20 protein-coding genes are annotated in these 22,396 nt (G+C 71.1%); 12 read left to right on the forward strand and 8 right to left on the reverse strand.

The annotated features are described in order from the left end of the window. Positions 1 to 28: 28 nt before the first annotated feature. Positions 29 to 1,105, reverse strand: coding sequence for a M4 family metallopeptidase (locus tag ABZ434_RS06795; protein ID WP_359132673.1), 1,077 nt, complete (start codon positions 1,103 to 1,105; stop codon positions 29 to 31). Positions 1,106 to 1,399: 294 nt separating this feature from the next. On the opposite strand from ABZ434_RS06795, the gene leuA reads away from it, so the two are divergent. The 7 genes from leuA to ABZ434_RS06830 all read left to right on the forward strand — a co-directional run bounded on the left by leuA (position 1,400) and on the right by ABZ434_RS06830 (position 9,973). Next, complete coding sequence (gene leuA / locus ABZ434_RS06800) at positions 1,400 to 3,187, forward strand: 2-isopropylmalate synthase (protein WP_359132675.1); 1,788 nt, start codon at positions 1,400 to 1,402, stop codon at positions 3,185 to 3,187. Positions 3,188 to 3,361: 174 nt separating this feature from the next. Beyond that, entirely contained in the window at positions 3,362 to 4,066 is a 705-nt protein-coding gene (locus ABZ434_RS06805; protein WP_359132677.1) for a TerB family tellurite resistance protein, read from the forward strand. A 214-nt stretch (positions 4,067 to 4,280) separates the two neighbouring features. Then, positions 4,281 to 6,323, forward strand: coding sequence for an MMPL family transporter (locus ABZ434_RS06810; protein ID WP_359132679.1), 2,043 nt, complete (start codon positions 4,281 to 4,283; stop codon positions 6,321 to 6,323). A gap of 89 nt (positions 6,324 to 6,412) precedes the next feature. After that, on the forward strand, positions 6,413 to 7,642 hold the full coding sequence (locus ABZ434_RS06815; protein WP_359132905.1) for a histidine kinase: 1,230 nt from the start codon (positions 6,413 to 6,415) through the stop codon (positions 7,640 to 7,642). Further along, positions 7,639 to 8,316, forward strand: coding sequence for a response regulator transcription factor (locus ABZ434_RS06820; protein WP_359132681.1), 678 nt, complete (start codon positions 7,639 to 7,641; stop codon positions 8,314 to 8,316). Before ABZ434_RS06815 ends, ABZ434_RS06820 begins: the two co-directional genes overlap by 4 nt. 58 nt (positions 8,317 to 8,374) lie before the next feature. Continuing rightward, positions 8,375 to 9,121, forward strand: coding sequence for a DNA repair protein RecO (gene recO, locus ABZ434_RS06825; protein ID WP_350994631.1), 747 nt, complete (start codon positions 8,375 to 8,377; stop codon positions 9,119 to 9,121). Positions 9,122 to 9,142: 21 nt separating this feature from the next. Beyond that, positions 9,143 to 9,973, forward strand: coding sequence for an isoprenyl transferase (locus ABZ434_RS06830; protein ID WP_359132684.1), 831 nt, complete (start codon positions 9,143 to 9,145; stop codon positions 9,971 to 9,973). Positions 9,974 to 10,009: 36 nt separating this feature from the next. Here the strand turns inward: ABZ434_RS06830 and ABZ434_RS06835 are convergent, their stop codons facing one another. The 4 genes from ABZ434_RS06835 to ABZ434_RS06850 all read right to left on the reverse strand — a co-directional run bounded on the left by ABZ434_RS06835 (position 10,010) and on the right by ABZ434_RS06850 (position 13,206). Next, a complete protein-coding gene (locus ABZ434_RS06835; protein ID WP_359132686.1) occupies positions 10,010 to 10,444 on the reverse strand; it encodes a transcriptional repressor in 435 nt (144 codons plus the stop codon). 76 nt (positions 10,445 to 10,520) lie between these two features. Continuing rightward, positions 10,521 to 11,414, reverse strand: coding sequence for a metal ABC transporter permease (locus ABZ434_RS06840; RefSeq protein WP_359132688.1), 894 nt, complete (start codon positions 11,412 to 11,414; stop codon positions 10,521 to 10,523). Between the two features lie 2 nt (positions 11,415 to 11,416). Next, positions 11,417 to 12,199 (reverse strand): metal ABC transporter ATP-binding protein, encoded by a 783-nt coding sequence (locus ABZ434_RS06845; protein WP_359132906.1) that lies wholly within the window; start codon positions 12,197 to 12,199, stop codon positions 11,417 to 11,419. A gap of 53 nt (positions 12,200 to 12,252) precedes the next feature. Further along, complete coding sequence (locus ABZ434_RS06850; RefSeq protein WP_359132690.1) at positions 12,253 to 13,206, reverse strand: metal ABC transporter substrate-binding protein; 954 nt, start codon at positions 13,204 to 13,206, stop codon at positions 12,253 to 12,255. Between the two features lie 207 nt (positions 13,207 to 13,413). Here ABZ434_RS06850 and ABZ434_RS06855 point away from each other — a divergent pair, with 207 nt between their 5' ends. The 3 genes from ABZ434_RS06855 to ABZ434_RS06865 all read left to right on the forward strand — a co-directional run bounded on the left by ABZ434_RS06855 (position 13,414) and on the right by ABZ434_RS06865 (position 15,545). Then, a complete protein-coding gene (locus ABZ434_RS06855) occupies positions 13,414 to 14,796 on the forward strand; it encodes a glycine--tRNA ligase (protein ID WP_359132692.1) in 1,383 nt (460 codons plus the stop codon). A gap of 101 nt (positions 14,797 to 14,897) precedes the next feature. Further along, positions 14,898 to 15,104: a hypothetical protein gene (locus ABZ434_RS06860; protein ID WP_359132694.1), complete on the forward strand. Its 207-nt coding sequence runs from the start codon at positions 14,898 to 14,900 to the stop codon at positions 15,102 to 15,104. 216 nt (positions 15,105 to 15,320) lie between these two features. Next, complete coding sequence (locus ABZ434_RS06865) at positions 15,321 to 15,545, forward strand: DUF6243 family protein (RefSeq protein ID WP_359132695.1); 225 nt, start codon at positions 15,321 to 15,323, stop codon at positions 15,543 to 15,545. A 138-nt stretch (positions 15,546 to 15,683) separates the two neighbouring features. Here the strand turns inward: ABZ434_RS06865 and ABZ434_RS06870 are convergent, their stop codons facing one another. Beyond that, positions 15,684 to 17,105, reverse strand: a complete 1,422-nt coding sequence (locus ABZ434_RS06870) for an MFS transporter (protein ID WP_359132907.1) — start codon at positions 17,103 to 17,105, stop codon at positions 15,684 to 15,686. A 143-nt stretch (positions 17,106 to 17,248) separates the two neighbouring features. On the opposite strand from ABZ434_RS06870, the gene ABZ434_RS06875 reads away from it, so the two are divergent. Then, positions 17,249 to 18,166: a helix-turn-helix transcriptional regulator gene (locus ABZ434_RS06875; RefSeq protein WP_359132697.1), complete on the forward strand. Its 918-nt coding sequence runs from the start codon at positions 17,249 to 17,251 to the stop codon at positions 18,164 to 18,166. 65 nt (positions 18,167 to 18,231) lie between these two features. Here ABZ434_RS06875 and ABZ434_RS06880 read toward each other — a convergent pair whose 3' ends face one another. Next, on the reverse strand, positions 18,232 to 19,731 hold the full coding sequence (locus tag ABZ434_RS06880; protein ID WP_359132698.1) for an MFS transporter: 1,500 nt from the start codon (positions 19,729 to 19,731) through the stop codon (positions 18,232 to 18,234). A 15-nt stretch (positions 19,732 to 19,746) separates the two neighbouring features. Next, positions 19,747 to 20,718: a class A beta-lactamase gene (gene bla / locus ABZ434_RS06885; protein ID WP_359132699.1), complete on the reverse strand. Its 972-nt coding sequence runs from the start codon at positions 20,716 to 20,718 to the stop codon at positions 19,747 to 19,749. 134 nt (positions 20,719 to 20,852) lie between these two features. On the opposite strand from bla, the gene dusB reads away from it, so the two are divergent. After that, positions 20,853 to 22,001 carry a tRNA dihydrouridine synthase DusB gene (gene dusB, locus ABZ434_RS06890; RefSeq protein ID WP_359132700.1) on the forward strand — a complete coding sequence of 383 codons (1,149 nt, stop codon included), beginning with the start codon at positions 20,853 to 20,855 and terminating at the stop codon, positions 21,999 to 22,001. Positions 22,002 to 22,396 lie beyond the last annotated feature (395 nt).

The raw sequence follows: 22,396 nt of genomic DNA on the forward strand, positions 1-22,396 counted from the left end.
GTCCTTCCTCCTCGACGGGCCCGGACGGCTACGCGGTCGGCACGCCCACCTCCGACCAGGCCTTGAGGACCGCCTCGACCTCGTCGCCCTCGCCGAAGCGGCTGCGGGCCGCCGCCACGGTCAGCCGGGCGAAGGACGCGAAGTCCGCGTCCACCGCCAGTTCACCACCGGTGAGCACATCGAACCAGAGCTGACCCGCCCGCTCCCAGGAACTGCCACCGAGCGCGGTGGCCAGCAGGTAGAACGCACGGTTCGGGATGCCGGAGTTGAGGTGCACTCCGCCGTTGTCCTCGCCGGTGTGGATGTAGTCGTCCATCGAGGCGGGCTGCGGGTCCTTGCCGAGCACGTCGTCGTCGTACGCGGTGCCGGGTGCCTTCATCGAGCGCAGCGCCACGCCCTGGACCCGGGGCGCCAGAAGTCCCGCGCCGATCAGCCAGTCGGCCTGCGCGGCGGTCTGGCCGAGCGAGTACTGCTTGACCAGCGAGCCGAACACGTCGGACACCGACTCGTTGAGCGCGCCGGACTGGCCGTAGTAGTTCAGGTTGGCCGTGTACTGCGTCAGTCCGTGCGCCAGCTCATGGGCGATGACGTCGATGGCGACGGTGAAGTCCAGGAAGATCTCCCCGTCCCCGTCGCCGAAGACCATCTGCTCGCCGTCGAAGAAGGCGTTGTTGTACTTCTCGTCGTAGTGCACGGAGCCGATCAGCGGCAGCCCGTTGCCGTCGATCGAATTCCGGCCGTAGGCGCTGAGCAGCAGTTCGAAGGTGGCGCCGAGTCCCGCGTACGCGCGGTTGACGCTGGCGTCGGACGTGGGCTCCTCGCCCTCGGAGCGGACCTTCGTGCCGGGCAGATCCGTGCCGTGGCGGCAGTCGTAGAGCGTGCGGTCGGGTTTGCCGGAGGGTTCCCCCTCCGGCGCGGGGGTGACGGAGGGCCGGACGGCGGTGGTCACCTGGCGGCGGGTGCGCCGGGCGGCGTCGGCCTCCAGGGTGCGGCGGGCCGGGCCTGCCAGGACGGGGTCGTCGGACTGCGACAGCTTGTCGAGGACGTGGGGAGGCACGATGGTGCAGAAGACGGGACGGATTTCGTGCTGAGATCGAGGCTGCATACACACGACTGTGGCAGTGCGTGACCGCCATGTCACTGGTTGCCACCGTGATTGACGAAATAGAGTGATCCCTCACTGTTCACCCGTTACCGGTGCCCGGTCCCGCATACTGATACGGCACCGACGTCTCGGGCGCCCCTCGGTTAGTCTCTTCGCATCATGCGTTTCGGGCTGCTTCTTCTTAGCTGCCGCGGCGAGGGCCTGTAGTCGTAGGCCGACCCCCTCCCCGCGGAGTCTGGTGTTGCAGCAACACAGTCGGCCGTCCCCTTGCCGGACCCCGAGGAGCCCTACGCCATGACCGCAGTGAACCCCGCGCAGACCCCCGCCGAGAACGCCGTGGGCCGCCCCACGCCGATCACCAACTCCACGGGCCTGCAGAAGCCGTCCGGGATGCCGATCCACAAGTACGGCCGGTACGAGGCCGTCGAGATCCCCGACCGCACCTGGCCCGGCAAGCGGATCACCAAGGCGCCCCGCTGGCTCTCCACCGACCTGCGCGACGGCAACCAGGCCCTGATCGACCCGATGTCACCGGCCCGCAAGCGCGAGATGTTCGACCTGCTGGTCCGCATGGGCTACAAGGAGATCGAGGTCGGCTTCCCCTCCTCCGGCGAGACCGACTTCGCCTTCGTGCGCTCCATCATCGAAGAGGGCGCGATCCCCGAGGACGTGACGATCTCCGTCCTGACGCAGGCCCGCGAGGAGCTGATCGAGCGAACGGTCGAGTCGCTGCGCGGCGCCCACCGCGCCACCGTGCACCTGTACAACGCGACCGCCCCCACCTTCCGCCGCGTGGTCTTCCGCGGCTCCAAGGAGCAGGTCAAGCAGATCGCCGTGGACGGCACCCGGCTGGTCATGGAGTACGCCGAGAAGATCCTGGGCGAGGAGACGGTCTTCGGCTATCAGTACAGCCCCGAGATCTTCACCGACACCGAGCTGGACTTCGCCCTGGAGGTCTGCGAGGCGGTCTGCGACGTGTGGCAGCCCGAGGAGGGCCGCGAGATCATCCTCAACCTGCCCGCCACCGTGGAGCGTTCGACGCCTTCCACGCACGCGGACCGGTTCGAGTGGATGTCGCGCAACCTCTCGCGCCGCGAGTTCGTCTGCCTGTCCGTCCACCCGCACAACGACCGCGGCACCGCCGTCGCCGCCGCCGAACTGGCGCTGATGGCGGGCGCGGACCGGATCGAGGGCTGTCTGTTCGGCCAGGGCGAGCGCACCGGCAACGTCGACCTGGTCACGCTGGGCATGAACCTGTTCTCGCAGGGCGTGGACCCGCAGATCGACTTCTCGCAGATCGACGAGATCCGTCGCACCAGCGAGTACTGCAACCAGATGGAGGTCCACCCGCGCCACCCCTACGCGGGCGATCTGGTCTACACCGCCTTCTCGGGCTCCCACCAGGACGCCATCAAGAAGGGCTTCGACGCCATGGAGGCCGACGCGGCCGCCCAGGGCAAGACCGTCGACGACATCGAATGGGCGGTCCCGTACCTGCCGATCGACCCGAAGGACGTCGGCCGCTCCTACGAGGCCGTCATCCGGGTCAACTCGCAGTCCGGCAAGGGCGGAATCGCGTACGTCCTGAAGAACGACCACAAGCTGGATCTGCCGCGCCGGATGCAGATCGAGTTCTCCCGGATCATTCAGGCCAAGACCGACGCCGAGGGCGGCGAGGTCACGCCGACGCAGATCTGGACCACGTTCCAGGACGAGTACCTGCCCAACCCCGAGAACGCCTGGGGGCGCGTACAGATCCGCTCCGGCCAGACCACGACCGGTTCGGACGGCCAGGACACGATCACCGTCGAGGCGAACGTGGACGGCGCGGACACGGTGCTCACCGGAACCGGCAACGGCCCGATCTCCGCGTTCTTCGAAGCTCTGCAGGCCATCGGCATCGACGCCCGGCTGCTGGACTACACCGAGCACACGATGAGCGAGGGTGCGAGCGCGCAGGCCGCGTCGTACATCGAGTGCGCCATCGACGGAAAGGTCCTGTGGGGCATCGGCATCGACGCCAACACCACGCGGGCCTCCCTGAAGGCGGTCGTCTCCGCGGTCAACCGCGCCACCCGCTGACCCGAAAGGGCATGAAGTCGCCCGGTCCGTGAGCCCCGTCCCCCGCGATCGGGGGGCGGGGTTCGGCCATCTCCCGGCGGTTGTGACGAGCGAGGTGCTGACGCCGCTTCACGGATGTGGTTAACATCACGTCCAACACGGCAATGTTGCCGGAGCATTACGGAGGTGTGCGACGTGCGGTCAAGCCTGGGACGAAGCGCCACAAAGCTGCGTATCTGCGGCATCCGCACGCTGTGGGACACCGTCGGTGACGGCGAGTTCTTCTGCCCGGGCTGCGGTGGCGACCGCAACTACCGCCGTCTGACCGGGCGCCGCCGCTTCGCCGTTCTCGGCGTGCCGCTGCTGCGGCGCGGCACCGTGGGACCGGTCGTCGAATGCGCCGCCTGCCGCGGCCACTTCGACACCGAGGCGCTCGACCACCCCACCACCACGCGGTTCTCCGCGATGCTCAGGGACGCCGTCCACACCGTGACCCTGGGGGTCCTCGCGGCCGGCGGCAGCACCTCCCGCACGGTCCTGGAGACGGCGGTCGAGACCGTGCGCGGCGCCGGCTTCGACGACTGCACGCAGGACCAACTGGCCACCGTCGTCGAGATCCTCGCCGCCGACATCGGCCACGGCTCCGCGTTCGACCCCGCCGCCGAGGCCTGCGGTGCGGCCCTCGCCATCGAACTCCACGAGGCCCTCGAGCCCCTTGCCGCGCACCTCGCGCCCACAGGGCGCGAATCGATTCTGCTCCAGGGCGCCCGCATCGCCCTCGCCGACGGCCCGTACAGCCCCGCCGAGCGCGAGGTGCTGACCACGGTCGGCGGCGCGCTGCGCCTGCGTGACGAGGACACCGCACGGCTGCTCGCGGCCGCGGCGCGCACGCCCTCCTGATCCCTCTCCGCACCGGCCCGGTACTCCCGCGGGAGTAGGCGGGCCGCCGTGCCCTCCTCGGCAGTAGCGGGGAAGTCGGCCCCTGGTGCGACGAATCGCCCCCGGCCCGACGGGAGTCTGGACATGACCGGACACCCGTACGGAAGGGGGGCCTCCCATGCAGGCCGCAGCACAGGACAGTGGCGAGCGGACAAGCCCATGGAGCAGGTGGCGCATGCTGCCCTGGGCGGTCGTCGCGCTCTGGGTCGCCGTGATGGCGATCGCCGGCCCGCTGGCCGGCAAGCTCGGCGACGTACAGGTCAACCGCGCCGTCGACTACCTGCCGGCGAGCGCCGACTCCACGCAGGTGGCCAGGATCCAGGACAGGCTGCCCGGCGGTGAGTCGACCGACCTCGTCCTCGTCTACCACCGTGACGGCGGGCTGACCGCCGCCGACCGGGCCACGGCGGCCCGGCAGACCGCCGGGGTCGCGGACGCCCACACCCTCACCACCCGGCCGCCGGCCGTGCCGTCCCAGGACGGCACGACCCTGATGTACCCGGTGTCCACGACCGAGCCCGGCCAGGACGACGAGGCGCGGATCGCGTTCGTCGACGACGTGCGCGACACCGCGAAGGGCGGCGGCGGACTGAGCGTCGAGGTCGGCGGCCCCGGAGCCCTGAACGCCGACGCCCAGAAGGTCTACGGGTCGCTCGGCGGACCGCTCCTCTACACCACCGTCGCCGTCGTCGCGATCCTGCTGATCCTCATCTACCGCAGCCCGCTGCTGTGGCTCGTCCCGCTCGTCGTCGCAGGGGTCGCCGACGCCCTGTCGATGGCGATCGTCCACGGCCTCAACCAGGGCTTCGACGTCACCGTCACCGGCCAGAGCTCCGCGGTGATGACCATCCTCGTCTTCGGCGCGGGCACCGACTACGCCTTGCTGCTCGTCTCCCGCTACCGCGAGGAACTGACCCGTGCCGCCCGGCCGCACGAGGCGATGGCGGCCGCGCTCCGCGGCTGCGGACCCGCCGTCATCGCATCCTCCGCGACCGTCGCGGCGGGCCTCCTGTGCCTCCTGGCCGCCGATCTCACCAGCAGCCGCGGCATGGGACCCATCGCCGCCGTCGGGGTGCTGTGCGCGCTCCTGGCGATGCTGACGCTGCTCCCGGCCGTCCTGGTGCTCCTGGGCCGCCGGGTGTTCTGGCCGCTCGTGCCCGAGTACGGCGCCGAGCCGAAGAAGCGCCGCTCGCTCTTCGCCGCCATGGGCAGCTCCGCGGGGCGCCGGCCCGTCGCCGTACTGGTCGGTGGCGGAGTGCTGCTGGGCGCCCTGTCGCTCGGTGCGTTCAACCTGCCCGGCGACCTCAAGCAGGAGGACTCCTTCACCAGCAAGCCGGACTCGGTCTCGGCCATGGCGACCCTCGCCGAGGCCTACCCCGGCCGCTCCGCCCAGCCGATCACCGTGCTGACCCCGAGCGACCGGGCCGGCACCGCGCTGGCCGAGGCCCGTAAGACCCCAGGCGTCGCCTCCGCCGAACGCGGCCGCACCGGTGGCGGCTGGACCGAGCTGTCCGTCGTCGCCGAGGCCGGGCCGGAGACCGCGGGGGAGCGGGACACCATCCACGCCCTGCGCGACGGCCTGGAAGGCAGCCATGTCGGCGGGCCCGGCGCCCAGCAGATGGACCTGGAGACGGCCAGCTCCCGGGACCTGGACATCGTCGTCCCGCTCGTCCTGCTCTCCGTCCTGCTGATCCTGATCGTCCTGCTGCGCAGCCTCGTCGCCCCCCTGCTCCTCGTCGCCGCGGTCGTCGCGGTCTGGGGCGCCTCGCTCGGCATCGGCGGCCTGCTCTTCGAACCGGTCCTCGGGCTCGAGGGCACCGACCCCGGGCTGCCACTGCTCACCTTCGTCTTCCTGGTGGCCCTCGGCGTCGACTACGGCATCTTCCTGATGCACCGGGTCCGGGAGGAGGCCCGGCGCGGCGCCGGACCCACCGAGGCCGCGCTCACCGCGCTGCGCACCACCGGCGGCGTGATCGCCTCGGCGGGGCTCGTGCTCGCCGCCACCTTCGCCGTCCTGACGAACATGCCGCTGACCTCGCTGGTCGAGATGGGCTTCGTCATCGCCGTCGGCGTCCTGCTCGACACCTTCCTCGTCCGCACCTACCTGGTGACCTCGGCGAGCGTGGCCCTGCAACGGAAGATGTGGTGGCCCGGCGCGCTCAGCCGCACCCCCGGCGCGCCCGCCCCGCGCGAACCGGAACTCGTCAGGACGCCCTGACAGTGCCCCGCCCCGTACCGGAGGATGGCGGCGTGACCACCAGCCCGAGCCGCCGTGATCGCATCCTGGCGGTCGTCAACCGCGACCCCATGCACGCACCGCACAGGACGCGCACCGACGCCCTCGTAGCCGTGGGCGCCGGTGCGCTCTCCGCCGCCCTCGCCCTGTTCGCCGACGACGCCGTCGCGCCCGACGCGCTCGGCTGGCTCCTGTTGTTCGGCAGCGCCGCGTTGCTCGTGTGGCGGCGGCGCAGCCCCGTCATGGTCCTGCTCGCCCTGATTCCGCTGCTGATGCTCTACCACGGCCTCGACAACGCCCATACGGCTCCGATGCCGCAGACCTGGATCGCGCTCTACACCGTGGCCGTGACCGGCCGCCCGCTGCGCACCCTGCTCACCGGCATCGGCGTGACGTCCGTGATGGTGACGGTGGTCCTCGGCATCGACGCCCATCAGGGGCTCGAACTGCTGCGCATCTCCGGGTGGATCGTCGCCGTGCTGTTCTGCGGCGTCGACGTGCGCATCTACCGCCAGTACGTCGCCTCGATGCTGGAGCGCGCCGAACGCGCCGAACGGACCCGGGAGGAGGAGGCGCGGCGACGGGTCGCCGAGGAGCGGCTGCGGATCGCCCGTGATCTGCACGACCTGCTGGCTCACAGCATCACCCTCATCGGCGTGCAGACCTCGGTCGCCTCGCACATCCTGACCGTCGACCCGGAACGACTCGACCGGCAGGCGATCGCCGCGTCCCTGGACGACATCGCGGACACCTGCCGCGAAGCAAGGGCGGAACTCCGCACCACCCTCCAGGTGCTGCGCGACACAGGACACGGCAACGGGCACGACACCAACGGCCCGCTGCCCGGTCTGGCCGCACTGCCCGGTCTCGTAAAGGCTGCGGAGGCGGCCGGAGCCCGGGTCGACCTCCAAGTGCGGGTGCCGGACGGCCGCGTCGCCCCGGCGACCGGAGCGGCCGCCTACCGCATCGTGCAGGAGTCCCTGACGAACGCGGTACGGCACGCGGGCCCCGGTGTCCGCATCCTCGTCGCCGTCGAACCCGCCGGCCCGGCCGCCCTGCGCGTCACGGTCACCGATGACGGCACCGGCCCGGCGGACGACGGCTCAGCCCCCGGCTTCGGCATCGTGGGGATGCGGGAACGGGCCCGCAGCACCGGCGGCACCCTCGACGCCGGCCCCCGCCCCGACGGCGGCTTCGAGGTCTCGGCGCTGCTGCCGTTCCAGCACCGGGGCGAGGAGCAGGCCCGGATCCCGCCTCCCGCGTCCGCGCACCAGGCCCAGGCATCGGAGACCGCCTCATGATCCGCGTACTGCTCGCCGACGACCAGACGCTCGTGCGGGCGGCGTTCGCGATGCTCGTCGGCTCCGCCCCGGACATGGAGATCGTCGGCGAGGCCGGCACCGGCCTCGAAGCCGTCGCACTCGCCCGCTCCGCCCGCGCCGACCTCGTCGTCATGGACATCCGGATGCCCGAACTCGACGGCATCGAGGCGACCCGCCGCATCGCCGCGGACGAGGACCTCGCCGGGGTGAAGGTGCTCGTCCTGACCACGTACGACACCGACGACCACATCGTCGACGCGCTGCGCGCCGGAGCCTCCGGCTTCCTGGTCAAGGACACCCGGCCCGCCGACCTGCTCGCCGCGATCAGGACCGTGGCCGCGGGCGAGTCCCTGCTCTCGCCCGGCCCGACGGCCCGGCTCATCGCCCGGGTCCTCAGCGCGCCCCGGCCCCCGGCCGGGACCGGCGGGCCCGACCTGCTCTCCGACCGGGAACGCCAGGTTCTCGCCCTCGTCGCACGCGGCCTGAACAACACCGGGATCGCCGAGACCCTGGGCCTCAGCCCGCTCACCGCCAAGACCCACGTCAGCCGGATCATGGGCAAACTGGGCGCCCGCGACCGTGCCCAGCTGGTGATCGTCGCCTATGAATCCGGGCTCGTCGTGCCCGCGGGCGGCGGCGCGGACGCGAGCTGAGCGGACCGGCTCGTGGGGGCGGGCCCACCGGACCACCCGCGTACCGGACAATGGAGCCATGAGCTTGTTCCGGGACGACGGCGTGGTGCTCCGCACGCAGAAGCTGGGCGAGGCCGACCGGATCATCACGATCCTGACCCGCGGCCACGGCCGGGTACGGGCCGTCGCGCGCGGCGTGCGGCGCACCAAGTCGAAGTTCGGGGCCCGGCTGGAGCCGTTCTCCCACGTGGACGTGCAGTTCTTCGCCCGCGGCAGCGAGCTGATCGGGCGCGGGCTGCCGCTCTGCACCCAGAGCGAGACCATCGCCCCGTACGGCGGCGCGATCGTCACCGACTACGGGCGCTACACCGCCGGCACCGCGATGCTGGAGACCGCCGAGCGCTTCACCGACCACGAGGGCGAGCCGGCGGTCCAGCAGTACCTGCTGCTCGTGGGCGGCCTGCGCACCCTCGCCCGAGGGGAGCACGAGCCGAATCTCATCCTCGACGCCTTCCTGCTGCGCTCCCTCGCGGTCAACGGCTACGCCCCCAGCTTCGTCGACTGCGCCCGGTGCGGAATGCCCGGTCCGAACCGGTTCTTCTCCGTCGCGGCGGGCGGCGTCATATGCGGCGACTGCCGGGTACCCGGCAGCGTCGTACCCTCGGCGGAGGCCGTCACCCTGCTGAGCGCACTGCTGTCCGGCGACTGGGAGACGGCGGACGCGTGCGAGGCGCGTCATGTCAGGGAGGGGAGCGGGCTGGTGTCCGCCTATCTGCACTGGCATCTGGAGCGCGGGCTGCGTTCGCTGCGGTACGTGGAAAAGTGACACAGGGAGACTGAAGAGCTCATGGCAGTACGCGGAATCCTCGGCGGCCGTAACCGGCGCGACCACAAGACCCCGGAGCCGCACCCGTCCGGTGCCGTGCCCCCGAAGATCCCCGGTGAACTGGTGCCCAAGCACGTCGCCGTCGTGATGGACGGCAACGGCCGCTGGGCCAAGGAGCGGGGTCTGCCGCGCACCGAGGGCCACAAGGTCGGCGAGGGCGTCGTCATGGACGTGCTCAAGGGCTGCATCGAGATGGGCGTCAAGAACCTCTCGCTCTACGCGTTCTCGACGGAGAACTGGAAGCGGTCCCCGGAGGAGGTGAAGTTCCTCATGAACTTCAACCGGGACGTCATCCGCCGCCGCCGCGACGAGATGGACGAACTCGGCATCCGGATCCGCTGGGTCGGCCGCATGCCCAAGCTGTGGAAGTCCGTCGTCCAGGAGCTCCAGGTCGCCCAGGAGCAGACCAAGGACAACGACAGGATGACGCTGTACTTCTGCGTCAACTACGGCGGCCGGGCCGAGATCGCGGACGCCGCGCAGCGGATCGCCCAGGACGTCGCGGCCGGGAAGCTCGATCCGTCGAAGGTCAACGAGAAGACGTTCGCGAAGTACATCTACTACCCGGACATGCCGGACGTCGACCTCTTCGTCCGCCCCAGCGGCGAGCAGCGCACGTCCAACTACCTGATCTGGCAGAGCGCGTACGCCGAGATGGTCTTCCAGGACGTGCTGTGGCCGGACTTCGACCGCCGTGACCTGTGGCGGGCGTGCCTGGAGTTCGCCCAGCGCGACCGGCGCTTCGGCGGTGCGGTGGAGGCGGCACAGGAGGCCGATTCCTCCGGTAGCTGAGGCCCGCGGAGCCCGGGGGCGCTGCCCCCGGGGCTCTCACCCCTTGGCGCTCGCGCACTCCACGCACGTACCGAAGACCTCGACAGTGTGCGCCACGTTCACGAAGCCGTGCTGCGCCGCGATGGTCTCGGCCCACTGCTCCACCGCCGGGCCCTCGACCTCGACGGCCTTGCCGCACATCCGGCACACCAGATGGTGGTGGTGGTCGCCGGTCGAGCACCGGCGGTAGACGGACTCGCCCTCGGTGGTGCGCAGCACGTCGACCTCGCCCGCGTCCGCGAGGGACTGCAGGGTGCGGTAGACCGTGGTCAGCCCGACCGAGTCACCGCGGTGCTTGAGCACGTCGTGCAGTTCCTGGGCGCTGCGGAACTCGTCCACCTCGTCGAGCGCCGCCGCCACTGCTGCCCGCTGCCGGGTCGACCGGCCGCGTACCGGTGCAGCGTTCGTTCCACTGATCGGCGCCGTCGCCACAGGAGCCTCCTCGTGTCGCCCGTACGTATGTCGGGCCATTGTGCCAGCCCGCACCGGCGGCGGGGCCGGGCCGACCTCAGACGTGGACGTCGTCCGCGGGCCGGCGGGTGGCCGGTACTTCCAGGGTGCACCGCTCGTCCGCCGTTTCGCGGCGGCTGGCCCGGATCCGGGCCAGCGGGGCGGCGAGCAGCGTCAGGGCGATGAAGACCCCGATGGCCAGCAGCACGATCGTCGCGCCGGGCGGGACGTCCTGGTAGTACGACGTGATGGTGCCGGCCAGCGTCACCGCGACGCCGGTGACGACCGAGAGGACGAACGTCACCTTGAACGAGCGGGTGATCTGCTGCGCGGCGGCCACCGGGACCACCATCAGGGCGCTGACCAGCAGCAGCCCGACGACCCGCATGGCGACGGTGACGGTCACCGCCGCGGTGACCGCGATCAGCAGGTTCAGTACGCGCACCGGCAGACCGGTGACCCGGGCGAACTCCTCGTCCTGGCTGACGGCGAACAGCTGCCGTCGCAGCCCCACCGTCACCAGCAGCACGAAGGCCGCCAGCAGGGCGATCGCGTTGATGTCCTCGGAGGAGACCGTGGATAGCGAGCCGAAGAGGTACGAGGTGAGGTTGGCGTTGGAGCCGGTGTCGGAGAGGTTGATCAGCAGGACACCGCCCGCCATGCCGCCGTAGAAGAGCATCGCCAGGGCGATGTCGCCGCGGGTGCGTCCATACCAGCGGATCAGCTCCATGGTGACCGCGCCCACGACGGCGACGGCCGTGGCCATCCAGACCGGGCTGGTGGAGAGCAGGAAGCCGAGGCCGACGCCGGTCATCGCGATGTGGCCGATGCCGTCGCCCATCAGGGCCTGCCGGCGCTGCACCAGGTAGATGCCGACGGCGGGGGCGATGACGCCGACCAGCACGGCGGCGATCAGGGCCCGCTGCATGAAGGGAGGGGTGAGGAATTCCATGATCAGCTCAGCAGTCCCGTCCGGACGGGCTCGGAGGCCGCGTGGGGGTGTACGTGGTCGTGGCCGGGCAGGGCGTGCTGCCCGAGGGCCTTCGGGGGCGGGCCGTCGTGCATCACGCAGCCGTCGCGCAGCACGACCGCCCGGTCGATCAGGGGCTCCAGCGGGCCGAGCTCGTGCAGGACGAGCAGCACGGTGGTGCCGGCCGCGACCTGCTCGCGCAGCGTCTCGGCGAGGATCTCCTGGCTGGCCAGGTCGACGCCGGCCATCGGCTCGTCCATGATCAGCAGCTCGGGTTCGGAGGCGAGCGCCCGGGCGATCAGCACGCGCTGGTGCTGACCGCCGGAGAGCGCGTCCACCGAGTCCCTGGCACGGTCGGCGAGGCCGACGAGCGCGATGGCTCGGTCGACGGCGGCCCGGTCGGCCTTGCGCGGCAGCCTCAGCCCGGTGCGCGAGAGCCGCCCGGAGGAGACGACCTCGCGGATGGTGGCGGGCACCCCGCCGGCCGCCGTGGTGCGCTGCGGTACGTAACCGACCCGGGCCCAGTCGCGGAAGCGGCGCAGCGGGGTGCCGAAGAGCTCGACGGTGCCGCCGGTGAGCGGGACCTGGCCGATGACGGAGCGCACGGCGGTCGACTTGCCGGAACCGTTGGCGCCGAGCAGGGCGACGACCTCGCCGCGGCGCACGGTCAGGTCGACGCCGCGCAGGACGGGGCGTGCGCCGAGGGTGGCCGTGGCGTCGCGCACGACGATCACGGGTTCGGTCGTGGTGCTCTGGGGCTCGGGCATGAGCGCCTCCGGTGCTGCTGCGCGGTTCGGGTCGACCGGGTCGGTGGGGTCGCTCACTTCGCGCCGAGCGCCTTCTGCAACGCGGCGAGGTTGGACTCCATGACCTCGATGTAGTCATCGCCCGCGGACTTGCCGGTAATTCCCTCCAGCGGGTCCAGGACGCCGGTCCTCAGGCCGGTGTCGTGGGCGACGGTCTTCGCCGTCCTGTCACTGGCGAGCGTCTCGAAGAAGACGGTGGTGACCTTCTCCTTCTGCGCGATCGCGTGCAGGTCGCTGATCCGGGCGGGGCTGGGCTCGGCCTCGGGGTCGATGCCGGCGATGCCCTCCTGGGTGAGGCCGTAGCGCTCGGCCAGGTACCCGAAGGCGGAGTGGGTGGTGATGAAGGTCTTGGTCGTGGTGTTCTTCAGCCCGTTCTCGTACGCGGCATCGAGCGCGTCGAGCTTGGTGACCAGGGCGTCGGTGTTCTTGCGGTAGTCCGCGGCGTGGTCCGGGTCGGTCTTCTCCAGGGACGCCCCCACGCCCTTGGCGACCTGGGCGTACTTCACCGGGTCCAGCCAGATGTGCGGGTCGGCGCCGGCTTCCTCGCCCTCGTGCTCGTGGGCGTGCTCCTCGCCGCCGACCTCGGCGCCGTGGTCCTCCAGCGTGGTGAGCTTCGCCGCGTCGACGCTGTCCTTCGCCCCGGACTGCTTGATCGCCTCGTCGACGGCGGGCTGGAGGCCCTTGAGATAGAGGATGTAGTCCGCGTCGCTCAGGCCGCCGACCTCGCGGGGGCTGAGCTCCAGGTCGTGCGGTTCCACGCCCGGCTTGGTCAGCGTGGTGACGGAGACGTGCTTCCCGCCGATCTGCTCGGCCAGGAACTGCATCGGATAGAAGGACGCCACCACGTTCAGCTTGTCACCACTCCTGCGGTCGGCGGCGTCGGAGGCCGAGCAGGCGGAGAGGGCGGTGAGGCCGAGGACGACTGCTCCGGCGATGGCGGTCGTGGGTATGAGGCGGCGTACGTTCATGACAGTCATTTTCAACAAAAGTGGAAACGATTGTCAACAAGGCTGATGAGATGGCTCCGGAAGCGACTGTCCCGATACCGATTTGATCGAAGGGGCGTGCCCGCCGGTAATCTGAGGACTTCGCGCACCCGTCTCCCGACCACCACCCCCCATCGAGGCGCTTCGCGCCACCCCGTCCACTTTCGTCGTCGTAATGAAGAGAGCACCGTGGCCGCCGACAAGATCGACACCATCGTCAGCCTGAGCAAGCGCCGTGGCTTCGTCTACCCCTGCAGCGAGATCTACGGTGGCCAGAAGGCCGCCTGGGACTACGGGCCGCTGGGTGTCGAGCTCAAGGAGAACCTCAAGCGCCAGTGGTGGCGCTACATGGTCACCTCGCGCGAGGACGTGGTCGGACTCGACTCGTCGGTCATCCTGGCCCCCGAGGTGTGGGTGGCCTCCGGCCACGTCGCCACGTTCTCCGACCCGCTGACCGAGTGCACCTCCTGCCACAAGCGCTACCGCGCGGACCACCTGGAGGAGGCGTACGAGGAGAAGCACGGCAAGCCGCCGGTCAACGGCCTCGCCGACCTGAACTGCCCCAACTGTGGCAACAAGGGCACCTTCACCGAGCCCAAGCAGTTCTCCGGCCTGCTCTCCACGCACCTCGGCCCGACCCAGGACTCCGGCTCGGTCGCCTACCTGCGCCCCGAGACCGCCCAGGGCATCTTCACCAACTTCGGTCAGGTGCAGCAGACCTCCCGCAAGAAGCCGCCGTTCGGCATCGCGCAGATGGGCAAGTCCTTCCGGAACGAGATCACTCCGGGCAACTTCATCTTCCGCACGCGCGAGTTCGAGCAGATGGAGATGGAATTCTTCGTCAAGCCGGGCGAGGACGAGGAGTGGCAGGAGTACTGGATGCAGCAGCGCTGGAACTGGTACACCGGCCTGGGCATGCGCGAGGAGAACATGCGGTGGTTCGAGCACCCCGCGGAGAAGCTCTCCCACTACTCCAAGCGCACCGCTGACATCGAGTACCGCTTCCGCTTCGGCGGCAGCGAGTGGGGCGAGCTGGAGGGCGTCGCCAACCGCACGGACTACGACCTCAAGGCGCACTCCAAGGCGTCCGGCACCGACCTGCAGTTCTACGACCAGGAGGCCGGCGAGCGCTGGACCCCCTACGTCATCGAGCCCGCGGCCGGTGTCGGCCGCGCGATGCTGGCGTTCCTCCTGGACGCCTACATCGAGGACGAGGCGCCCAACGCCAAGGGCGTCATGGAGAAGCGCACCGTGATGCGCCTCGACCCCCGCCTGGCGCCGGTCAAGGTCGCAGTGCTGCCGCTGTCCCGCAACCCGCAGCTCTCGCCGAAGGCCAAGGGCCTCGCCGCCGACCTGCGGCAGAACTGGAACATCGAGTTCGACGACGCCGGCGCCATCGGCCGCCGCTACCGTCGCCAGGACGAGATCGGGACGCCGTTCTGCGTCACCGTCGACTTCGACACCCTCGACGACAACGCGGTGACCGTGCGCGAGCGCGACACCATGAAGCAGGAGCGCGTCTCGCTGGACCAGATCCAGGCGTACCTCGGCGCCCGACTGCTCGGCTGCTGACACCCCGCACCCGCTTCACCCACTGCACGAAGCCCCCGGTTCCCCGTACGGAACCGGGGGCTTCGTGCAGACTGGGCACACTCGCCCTCAGGAGGCCCAGGATGCCGTCCATGACCTCGAGCAAGGTCAGCAGATGGGACCAGCACGGCCGTGAACACGTCGTGCACGTGCGGAAGTCGGGAGTGCGGCGGCAACTGAGCTGCGACACCTGCGACTGGAGCAAGGCGGTGCAGTTCCTGCCCTGGCTCAAGGCCGAGGAGCACCTCGCCGAGGCCCATCAGGCGACGGTCGACCCGACGGCGACGTAGGGCTTCGCGTGGGGACCGGGCCGGGTCAGGAAGCGGGGCCACACCCGGCCGGAGGAAAAGGCGGTGCCGCGGCCGATGGGGCCGGGGTACCTTAGCCGCATGTCTTCGTTCTTCCAGATCTACGAGTGAGAGTGCGGCGGGTCCGACCACCCGCCGCCCACCGGACCGATCCAGGGTCTTCTCAGACCTCACTTTCACCACGAATGGGAGAACCCCGTGGCCAAGAGCCGTAACAACCTTCTCGGCGTCGGCGGACAGCGCAAGAAGGTGTCCCGCGCCGAGCAGCAGGGCGCCGGCCCCGAGCGCAACGCCGACCGGAAGACGGCCGCCGAGCAGAAGGCGGAGCTGCTGCGCAGGATGCGCGAGCGCACCACTGGTGAGACGTCGGACGCCGCCGCCGAGCAGGACGCCCCGGAGCAGGACGCCCCTGCGCAGAGCTGACGCCTCCTCGCGGAGGGCAGTCCGCACGACCCGCACGACCGTGGGCCCGGGACACCTCAGGCATCTGAGGTGTCCCGGGCCCACGCCCGTATCGGGTGCCCCCTCTCACGCCACCGTGCGTGAGGGCGCCCCGCCCCCTCACGCCACCGTGCGCGGCAGCCGCAGGCTCAACAGCGCCGTCAGGGCGACCGCGGCCAGCTGGACCAGCAGCGTCACGATCAGCGCGTCCCGCATGCCCGAGCCCGGCGCCAGTGCCAGGAACAGCGAACCGAGCGTCGCCACGCCCAGCGCCAGCGCCGCCTGCTGGGTCGTCGTCATGACGCCGCCGCCCACCCCGGCCCGCTCCGGCGGCACGTCCGACAGGACGATGCGGAACAGGACGGGCAGTTGGAGTCCCTGGCCGAAGCCGGCGATCGCCAGCCCCGGCATCAGGCCGAGCAGCCCCAGGCCCGACCAGTCGCGCCACACCGTGAGGGCGAGCACGACGACGCCTGCCGCCTGGATCAGCCCGCCGGCCGTCACCACGCGGCTGCCGTAGCGCCGTACCAGCCGCGGACCGGCCAGCGAGGCCGCGAAGAAGGCCACCGCCATCGGGGCCATCGACAGTCCCGACTCCGCCGGGCCGAGCCTCAGCCCCTGCTGGAGTGCGACGGCGATGACGAACATGAAGCCGCCGAAGCCGATCGAGAACGGCACCACCAGCGCCAGCCCGCGCCGCAGCGATGCGAGCCGCAACAGGCTTGGCGGGACCAACGGAACCAGTCCGCGCCGGTCCGCCCGCCGCTCCACCCGGTAGAAGGCGACCGCGGCGAACGGGAACAGTGCCAGCGAGACCCAGGTCCACAGCGGCCAGCCCGCCGCCCGTCCCTCGGTGAGCGGGGCCAGCAGCGTGACCAGTGACACGGCGAGCAGCAGCGTGCCCGGTACGTCGATGGGCGCCGGGCGCTCCGACCGCGTCTCCGGGACCGCGCGGGCCGCCAGGATCAGCCCGACGGCCGCCACCGGAACGTTGACCAGGAACACCGAGCGCCAGCCCGCGCTCTCGCCGAACACCGACGACAGAGGCGCGGCGGCGACGAGCACCCCGCCCAGGATCTGGCCCGCCACCATGGAGAGCCCCGCCGTGGCCCCGTACAGGCTCATCGCCCGGGCCCGCCGGTGGCCCGAGGTGGCCGCCTGGATGGTGGCGAGCACCTGCGGCAGCATCAGCGCCGCCGCGGCGCCCTGGGCCACCCGCGCCCCGACCAGCGTCCAGGCGTCCGGCGCCAGTCCGCACGCCAGTGAGGTGAGCCCGAACGCGGCCATGCCCAGCAGGAAGAGCCGGCGCCGGCCGGCCATGTCGCCGAGCCGGCCGCCGAGGACGAGCAGGACGGCGTACGAGAGCCCGTACCCGGCGACGACGAGTTCCAGCAGAGCCGGGCCGGCGGCGAGGTCGTGGTCGATGGTGGGCAGGGCGACGTTGACGATGAAGAAGTCGATCAGGGGAAGGGCCGCACCCAGCAGCACGGTGAACAGCCCCAACGCGCCGAGCACCGGGGCGGGGTGGTCGTGCCGCACCACGGGGGCGGCGTATGTCTTCGGCCGTACAGAGGATTCACTCACGACACCGACGATCGCTCTTCCCGGAGCCTGGTACCAGAGTGTCTTTATCCTGGTACCAGAAGCACCTGCCATGGCTTCGGCCGGTCCCGCATGCTGGAGGAATGACGACGATGGTGACGGCAGCCCGGAGGGCCCCGGAAGCACCGCGGAATCCGGCGGCCGATGCCCCGGACGCATCCGGGACCGACATCCGGCGGCACGAGCTCGCGGACTTCCTGCGCAGCCGGCGCGAACGGATCACGCCCGAGCAGGTGGGGCTGGTCCGGGGTCACCGCAGGCGCACGCCAGGGCTGCGCCGCGAGGAGGTCGCCCAGCTCTCCGCCGTCGGTGTCACCTGGTACACCTGGCTCGAACAGGCCCGCGACATCCAGGTCTCGCCCCAGGTCCTCGACGCGCTCGCCCGCGCCCTGCTGCTGGACCGCAGCGAGCGCACCCACCTGTTCTCCCTCGCGGGAGCCGTCGACCCGGCTCCCGACACCGACTGCCCGAGCATCACCCCGGCGCTGCGCACCCTGCTGCGGCAGCTGGAGCCGATCCCCGCCTGCGTGCAGAACAGCCGGTACGACATCCTCGCCCACAACCGCACCTACGGCCGGATGCTCTGTGACATGGACGCCGTCGCGGTCGCGGACCGCAACGTCATGCTGCTGGCCTTCACGAACGAGGAGTGGCGAACCTCCGTCATGGACGTGGCCGCGGTGACCCGTCTCATGACCGCGAAATTCCGTGCGTCGATGGCCGGACACCTCGCCGAGCCCGCCTGGAAGGCCCTCCTCAAGCGGCTGGAGGCGGCCTCACCGGAATTCCGGGAGACCTGGGCTCGGCACGAGGTCCTGGGCCCCGGTGCCAGGTCCAAGGTCTTCCGCAACGCGCATGTGGGGCTGCTGAGGCTGGAGACCACCGACCTGTGGCTCGGCCCGTCGTCCGGACCGAGGCTCGTCACCTACGCACCACGGGACGAGGAGACCCGCGAGCGGCTGGAGCGGCTTCACGCACTCGTGGTCGAGTCCGAGGACTGACCACCCGCGGGCGCCCGGACGAGGGGAGCGGACCGGCCCGCGGGCACCCCGATGAGGGGAGGGCTTCAGGCCCTGGTGCTCGCCGCCGAGGACTGACCCACGGGCGCACCGGACGGGCCCGCGGCCGCGGACTCCTCCAGCCGTTCCGCGGTCCGGCGGGCGGTGCCCCGGGCCCAGCGGCCGCTGCTCACCGTGCCGACCAGCAGGACGCACATCCCGCAGCCGGTGATGATCCACCAGGCGGCCCTGCTCGCCGCGACGAAGTCGCCGGCCGCCCCGTCGCCGTACGAGGAACCGGCCCCCGCCACCCCCGCCGCGAGAACCGCGCCGATCACGGCGACGCCCAGCGTCTGGCCGATCTGGCGGCTGGTCGAGGCGACCGCGGCGGCGACGCCCGCCTGGGAACGGGGCATGCCGGAGACGGCGGTGTTGGTGATGGGCGCGTTCACCGCGCCGAAGCCCAGACCGAACAGCACGTAGGCGGTGAACATCGAGGCCGTCTCGGTCTCCGCGTCGAACGCCGCGAACATCAGCCCGCTCGCCGCCATCGCGACGCCCGCGACCAGCAGCGGGATGCGCGGCCCGCGACTGGCGACGAGCCGGCCCGAGAACGGCGACAGGACACAGACCACGGCGGCCATCGGCAGCATGTAGAGACCGGCGTCCAGTGCGCTGAGCCCCCGGACGTCCTGCAGATAGAGGGTGTTGAGGAAGAGGAAGCCGCCCAGGGCGGCGAAGGCGCTGACCGCGATGACAGTGGCTCCGCTGAAGGGGACGCTGCGGAAGAAGCGCAGATCGATCAGCGGGTCGGTGCGCCGGGCCTCGTACAGCAGCAGGCCGGCCAGGGAGGCCGCCGCGACCGCGGCGAAGAACAGGATCTCCACCGAGGTCCAGCCCTTCTGCGGCGCCTCGATGATCGCGTACGTGAGCGAGCCCAGCAGCGTGATCACCAGCAACTGGCCCACCGGATCCGGGCGGCGTGCCTTCGGAGCACGGGACTCGGGGACGTACCGCCAGGTCAGCAGCAGTGCGGCGATGCCGATCGGCAGGTTGATCCAGAAGATCGACCGCCAGCCGACCGAATCGACCAGGAGGCCGCCGACCACCGGCCCCGCCGCCATGGAGATGCCGACGACAGCGCCCCAGACGCCGATCGCCCGGGCGCGTTCACGGGGGTCGGTGAAGGTGTTGGTGATGATCGACATCGCCACGGGGTTGAGCATGGAGCCACCGACGGCCTGCACCATCCGGAAGGCGATGAGCGGCTCCAGGCTGGGCGCCAGCGAGCAGAGCGCCGAGCCCACGGTGAACAGGACGAGCCCGGCCATGAAGACCTTGCGTCTGCCGATCCGGTCGGCGGTGGAGCCCGCGAGCATCAGCAGGGAGGCAAGGACGAGCGTGTACGCGTCGATCGTCCACTGCATCCCGGCGACGCTCGCGTCCAGGTCATGGCGCATGGCGGGCAGGGCGACGTTCAGGACGGTGTTGTCGAGGCTGACGATCAGAAGGCTCATGCAGCAGATCGCCAGCACGAGCATCCGCCGCCGGTGGCTGAGCTCAGGCATGCATGGATAGTACGGCTAACTAACGACTTCCGCTGCCAGTGCCCCGGCGACGTCGGCCACGAGCGGATGGTCCCCCGTGGCGTCCGCCTCGTGTTTGGTCGTCAGCACAGCCAGCACGACCGGGGCTCCGTCCTGTGTCCAGGCGATGCCCACGTCGTTGCAACTGCCGTACGACCCGCCGCCGGTCTTGTCCGCGACGGTCCACTCGGGCGGCAGCCCGGCCCGGAAGCGGGTCCCGCTGGTCCGGCAGTTCAGCAGCCAGCCGGTCAGCCGCTCGCGGTCGCGGGGCTCCAGTACGTCCCCGAGCACGAGCCGGGCGTAGTCGCGCGCGATGGCGGCCGGGGTGGTGGTGTCCCTGCGCCGCCCGGGTTCGGCCGAATTGAGGTCGGGTTCCCAACGGTCGAGGCGCGTCACCGGATCGCCGATCGAGCGGCTGAAGCGGGTGACCGCGCGCGGGCCGCCGAGCTCGCGCAGCAGCAGGTTGGCCGCGGTGTTGTCGCTGTCGCAGATCGCGGCGTCGCAGAGCTGCGCGATGGTCAGCCCGCTCGCGAGGCACTCCGGGGTGTCGGTGACCCGGGAATCGGAGACGCAGTCCGCCTTCGTGTAGCGGACGAGCCGGCCGAGCACCTCGCCGTCCCGGTCCAGATCCCTCAGCACGGCCGCCGCGGCGAGTGTCTTGAACGTGGAGAGCATGGGAAACCGCTCGTCGGCCCGGTGGCGGACAGCGGCCCCGGTGGCCAGGTTGTACGCGAACGCACCGACCCGGGCGCCATGGACACGCTCCAGCTCGTGCAGCCGGGCGGCCGCGGACCCGGGCGCCGCTGTCCGCGCGGCGGCCCGGGAAGGGCCCGCGGCGGAGACGAGCAGCGCGCCGGCCGCGCCCGCGGTGCCCAGCGAGAGCAGGGTGCGACGGGTGGGGGCCGCTGGGGGCGCCCCGGTCAGGGGGGCGGCGGAGGCTGTCCGGTCTAAGGAGCGGGCGGAGTTCATGATCTTCATGTCCTTCGTTCGATGGAGCCGAATCGGTAGGCCCTCCTCACGCTACGTGTGCCGCCCGCCACCCGGGCCGCGCCCCGGCCGCCCGGCCCGCCGGAGCAGTTCCCCGCGTACGCGACAATGGGGGAATGACCACGCTCGCCCCCTCGCCCCAGCTGCTCCGCATCGGCCCGCACACCGTGCAGCCGCCGGTGGTCCTGGCCCCCATGGCCGGCATCACCAACGCCCCCTTCCGCACCCTGTGCCGGGAGTTCTCGGGCGGCAAGGGGCTGTTCGTCAGCGAGATGATCACGACGCGGGCCCTGGTCGAGCGCAACGAGAAGACCATGCAGCTCATCCGCTTCGACGCGAGCGAGACCCCGCGCTCGATCCAGCTGTACGGAGTGGACCCGGTCACGGTCGGCAAGGCCGTCCGCATGATCGTCGACGAGGACCTCGCCGACCACATCGACCTGAACTTCGGCTGCCCGGTCCCCAAGGTCACCCGCAAGGGCGGCGGCTCGGCCCTCCCGTACAAGAGGCCGCTGCTGCGCGCGATCCTCAACCAGGCCGTCTCCAACGCCGGCGACCTGCCCGTCACCATCAAGATGCGCAAGGGCATCGACGACGACCACATCACCTTCCTCGACGCCGGCCGGATCGCCGTCGAGGAGGGCGTCACGGCCGTCGCCCTGCACGGCCGGACGGCCGCCCAGCACTACGGCGGTACCGCCGACTGGGACGCCATCGCCCGGCTGAAGGAGCACGTCCCGGAGATCCCCGTCCTCGGCAACGGCGACATCTGGTGCGCGGACGACGCGCTGCGGATGATGCGCGAGACCGGCTGCGACGGCGTGGTCGTGGGCCGCGGCTGCCTCGGCCGCCCCTGGCTCTTCGGTGACCTGGTGAGCGCGTTCGAGGGGACGGGGGCGAGGCAGGCGCCCACCCTGCGCACCGTCGCGGACGTGATGCTGCGGCACGCGACGCTGCTGGGGGAGTGGATCGGTGACGAGACCCGCGGCGTGATCGACTTCCGCAAGCACGTGGCCTGGTACCTGAAGGGCTTCGCGGTCGGCTCCGAGATGCGCAAGAAGCTGGCGATCACCTCGTCCCTGGAGGAGCTCGGCTCGCAGCTGCACGAACTGGAGCTGGACCAGCCGTGGCCGGACGGTGCCGACGGCCCGCGCGGGCGCACCTCGGGCAACAACCGGGTGGTCCTCCCGGACGGCTGGCTGAAGGACCCGTACGACTGCTCGGGCGTCAGTGCCGATGCGGAACTGGACACGTCGGGCGGCTGAGGCCGGCCTGCGGGCGGAGTGACACCTCGTGGGGGTGGTGGGGCACCGGGTGCCCCACCACCCCTACTGCTCATTTGAGCGCGTGATCCGGTGGTAATCGCGGAGGCTCGACGCGATCCGCCGCCCTATGGTGTCTCGTGGGTCACCTTTCTTTCCGACGAGTGGCACCCTGTGACTGCTAGGTGACCCAGGGCTGCCTGGGAGGCGTCCGTATGGTGACATCTGAGCGCCGCTCTCGGCGTGATCCTCGCCACGCCTGATGGGCCCCTTGCTCAAATGAGCACATCTGGAAGGGCTGCACTTCTCAAATGATGGCACTGGGTGCCAGGTGGCTCTACTTTGATCGATCGACGCTTCCCTTACGCACCGTTGCGAGGAGCGCGGCAATTCATTGC

This window comes from Streptomyces sp. NPDC005761, assembly GCF_040630635.1.
Taxonomy (GTDB): domain Bacteria; phylum Actinomycetota; class Actinomycetes; order Streptomycetales; family Streptomycetaceae; genus Streptomyces.

Excerpts from the sequence above, each read along its gene's own strand:
- ABZ434_RS06830 (WP_359132684.1), top strand. The coding sequence starts at position 9,143 with ATGGCAGTACGCGGAATCCTCGGCGGCCGTAACCGGCGCGACCACAAG.
- ABZ434_RS06810 (WP_359132679.1), top strand. The coding sequence starts at position 4,281 with ATGCTGCCCTGGGCGGTCGTCGCGCTCTGGGTCGCCGTGATGGCGATC.
- leuA (WP_359132675.1), top strand. The coding sequence starts at position 1,400 with ATGACCGCAGTGAACCCCGCGCAGACCCCCGCCGAGAACGCCGTGGGC.
- ABZ434_RS06850 (WP_359132690.1), bottom strand. The coding sequence starts at position 13,206 with ATGAACGTACGCCGCCTCATACCCACGACCGCCATCGCCGGAGCAGTC.
- ABZ434_RS06795 (WP_359132673.1), bottom strand. The coding sequence starts at position 1,105 with ATGCAGCCTCGATCTCAGCACGAAATCCGTCCCGTCTTCTGCACCATC.
- bla (WP_359132699.1), bottom strand. The coding sequence starts at position 20,718 with ATGAACTCCGCCCGCTCCTTAGACCGGACAGCCTCCGCCGCCCCCCTG.
- ABZ434_RS06875 (WP_359132697.1), top strand. The coding sequence starts at position 17,249 with ATGACGACGATGGTGACGGCAGCCCGGAGGGCCCCGGAAGCACCGCGG.
- ABZ434_RS06880 (WP_359132698.1), bottom strand. The coding sequence starts at position 19,731 with ATGCCTGAGCTCAGCCACCGGCGGCGGATGCTCGTGCTGGCGATCTGC.
- ABZ434_RS06845 (WP_359132906.1), bottom strand. The coding sequence starts at position 12,199 with ATGCCCGAGCCCCAGAGCACCACGACCGAACCCGTGATCGTCGTGCGC.
- ABZ434_RS06860 (WP_359132694.1), top strand. The coding sequence starts at position 14,898 with ATGCCGTCCATGACCTCGAGCAAGGTCAGCAGATGGGACCAGCACGGC.
- ABZ434_RS06820 (WP_359132681.1), top strand. The coding sequence starts at position 7,639 with ATGATCCGCGTACTGCTCGCCGACGACCAGACGCTCGTGCGGGCGGCG.
- recO (WP_350994631.1), top strand. The coding sequence starts at position 8,375 with ATGAGCTTGTTCCGGGACGACGGCGTGGTGCTCCGCACGCAGAAGCTG.
- ABZ434_RS06840 (WP_359132688.1), bottom strand. The coding sequence starts at position 11,414 with ATGGAATTCCTCACCCCTCCCTTCATGCAGCGGGCCCTGATCGCCGCC.
- dusB (WP_359132700.1), top strand. The coding sequence starts at position 20,853 with ATGACCACGCTCGCCCCCTCGCCCCAGCTGCTCCGCATCGGCCCGCAC.
- ABZ434_RS06815 (WP_359132905.1), top strand. The coding sequence starts at position 6,413 with ATGCACGCACCGCACAGGACGCGCACCGACGCCCTCGTAGCCGTGGGC.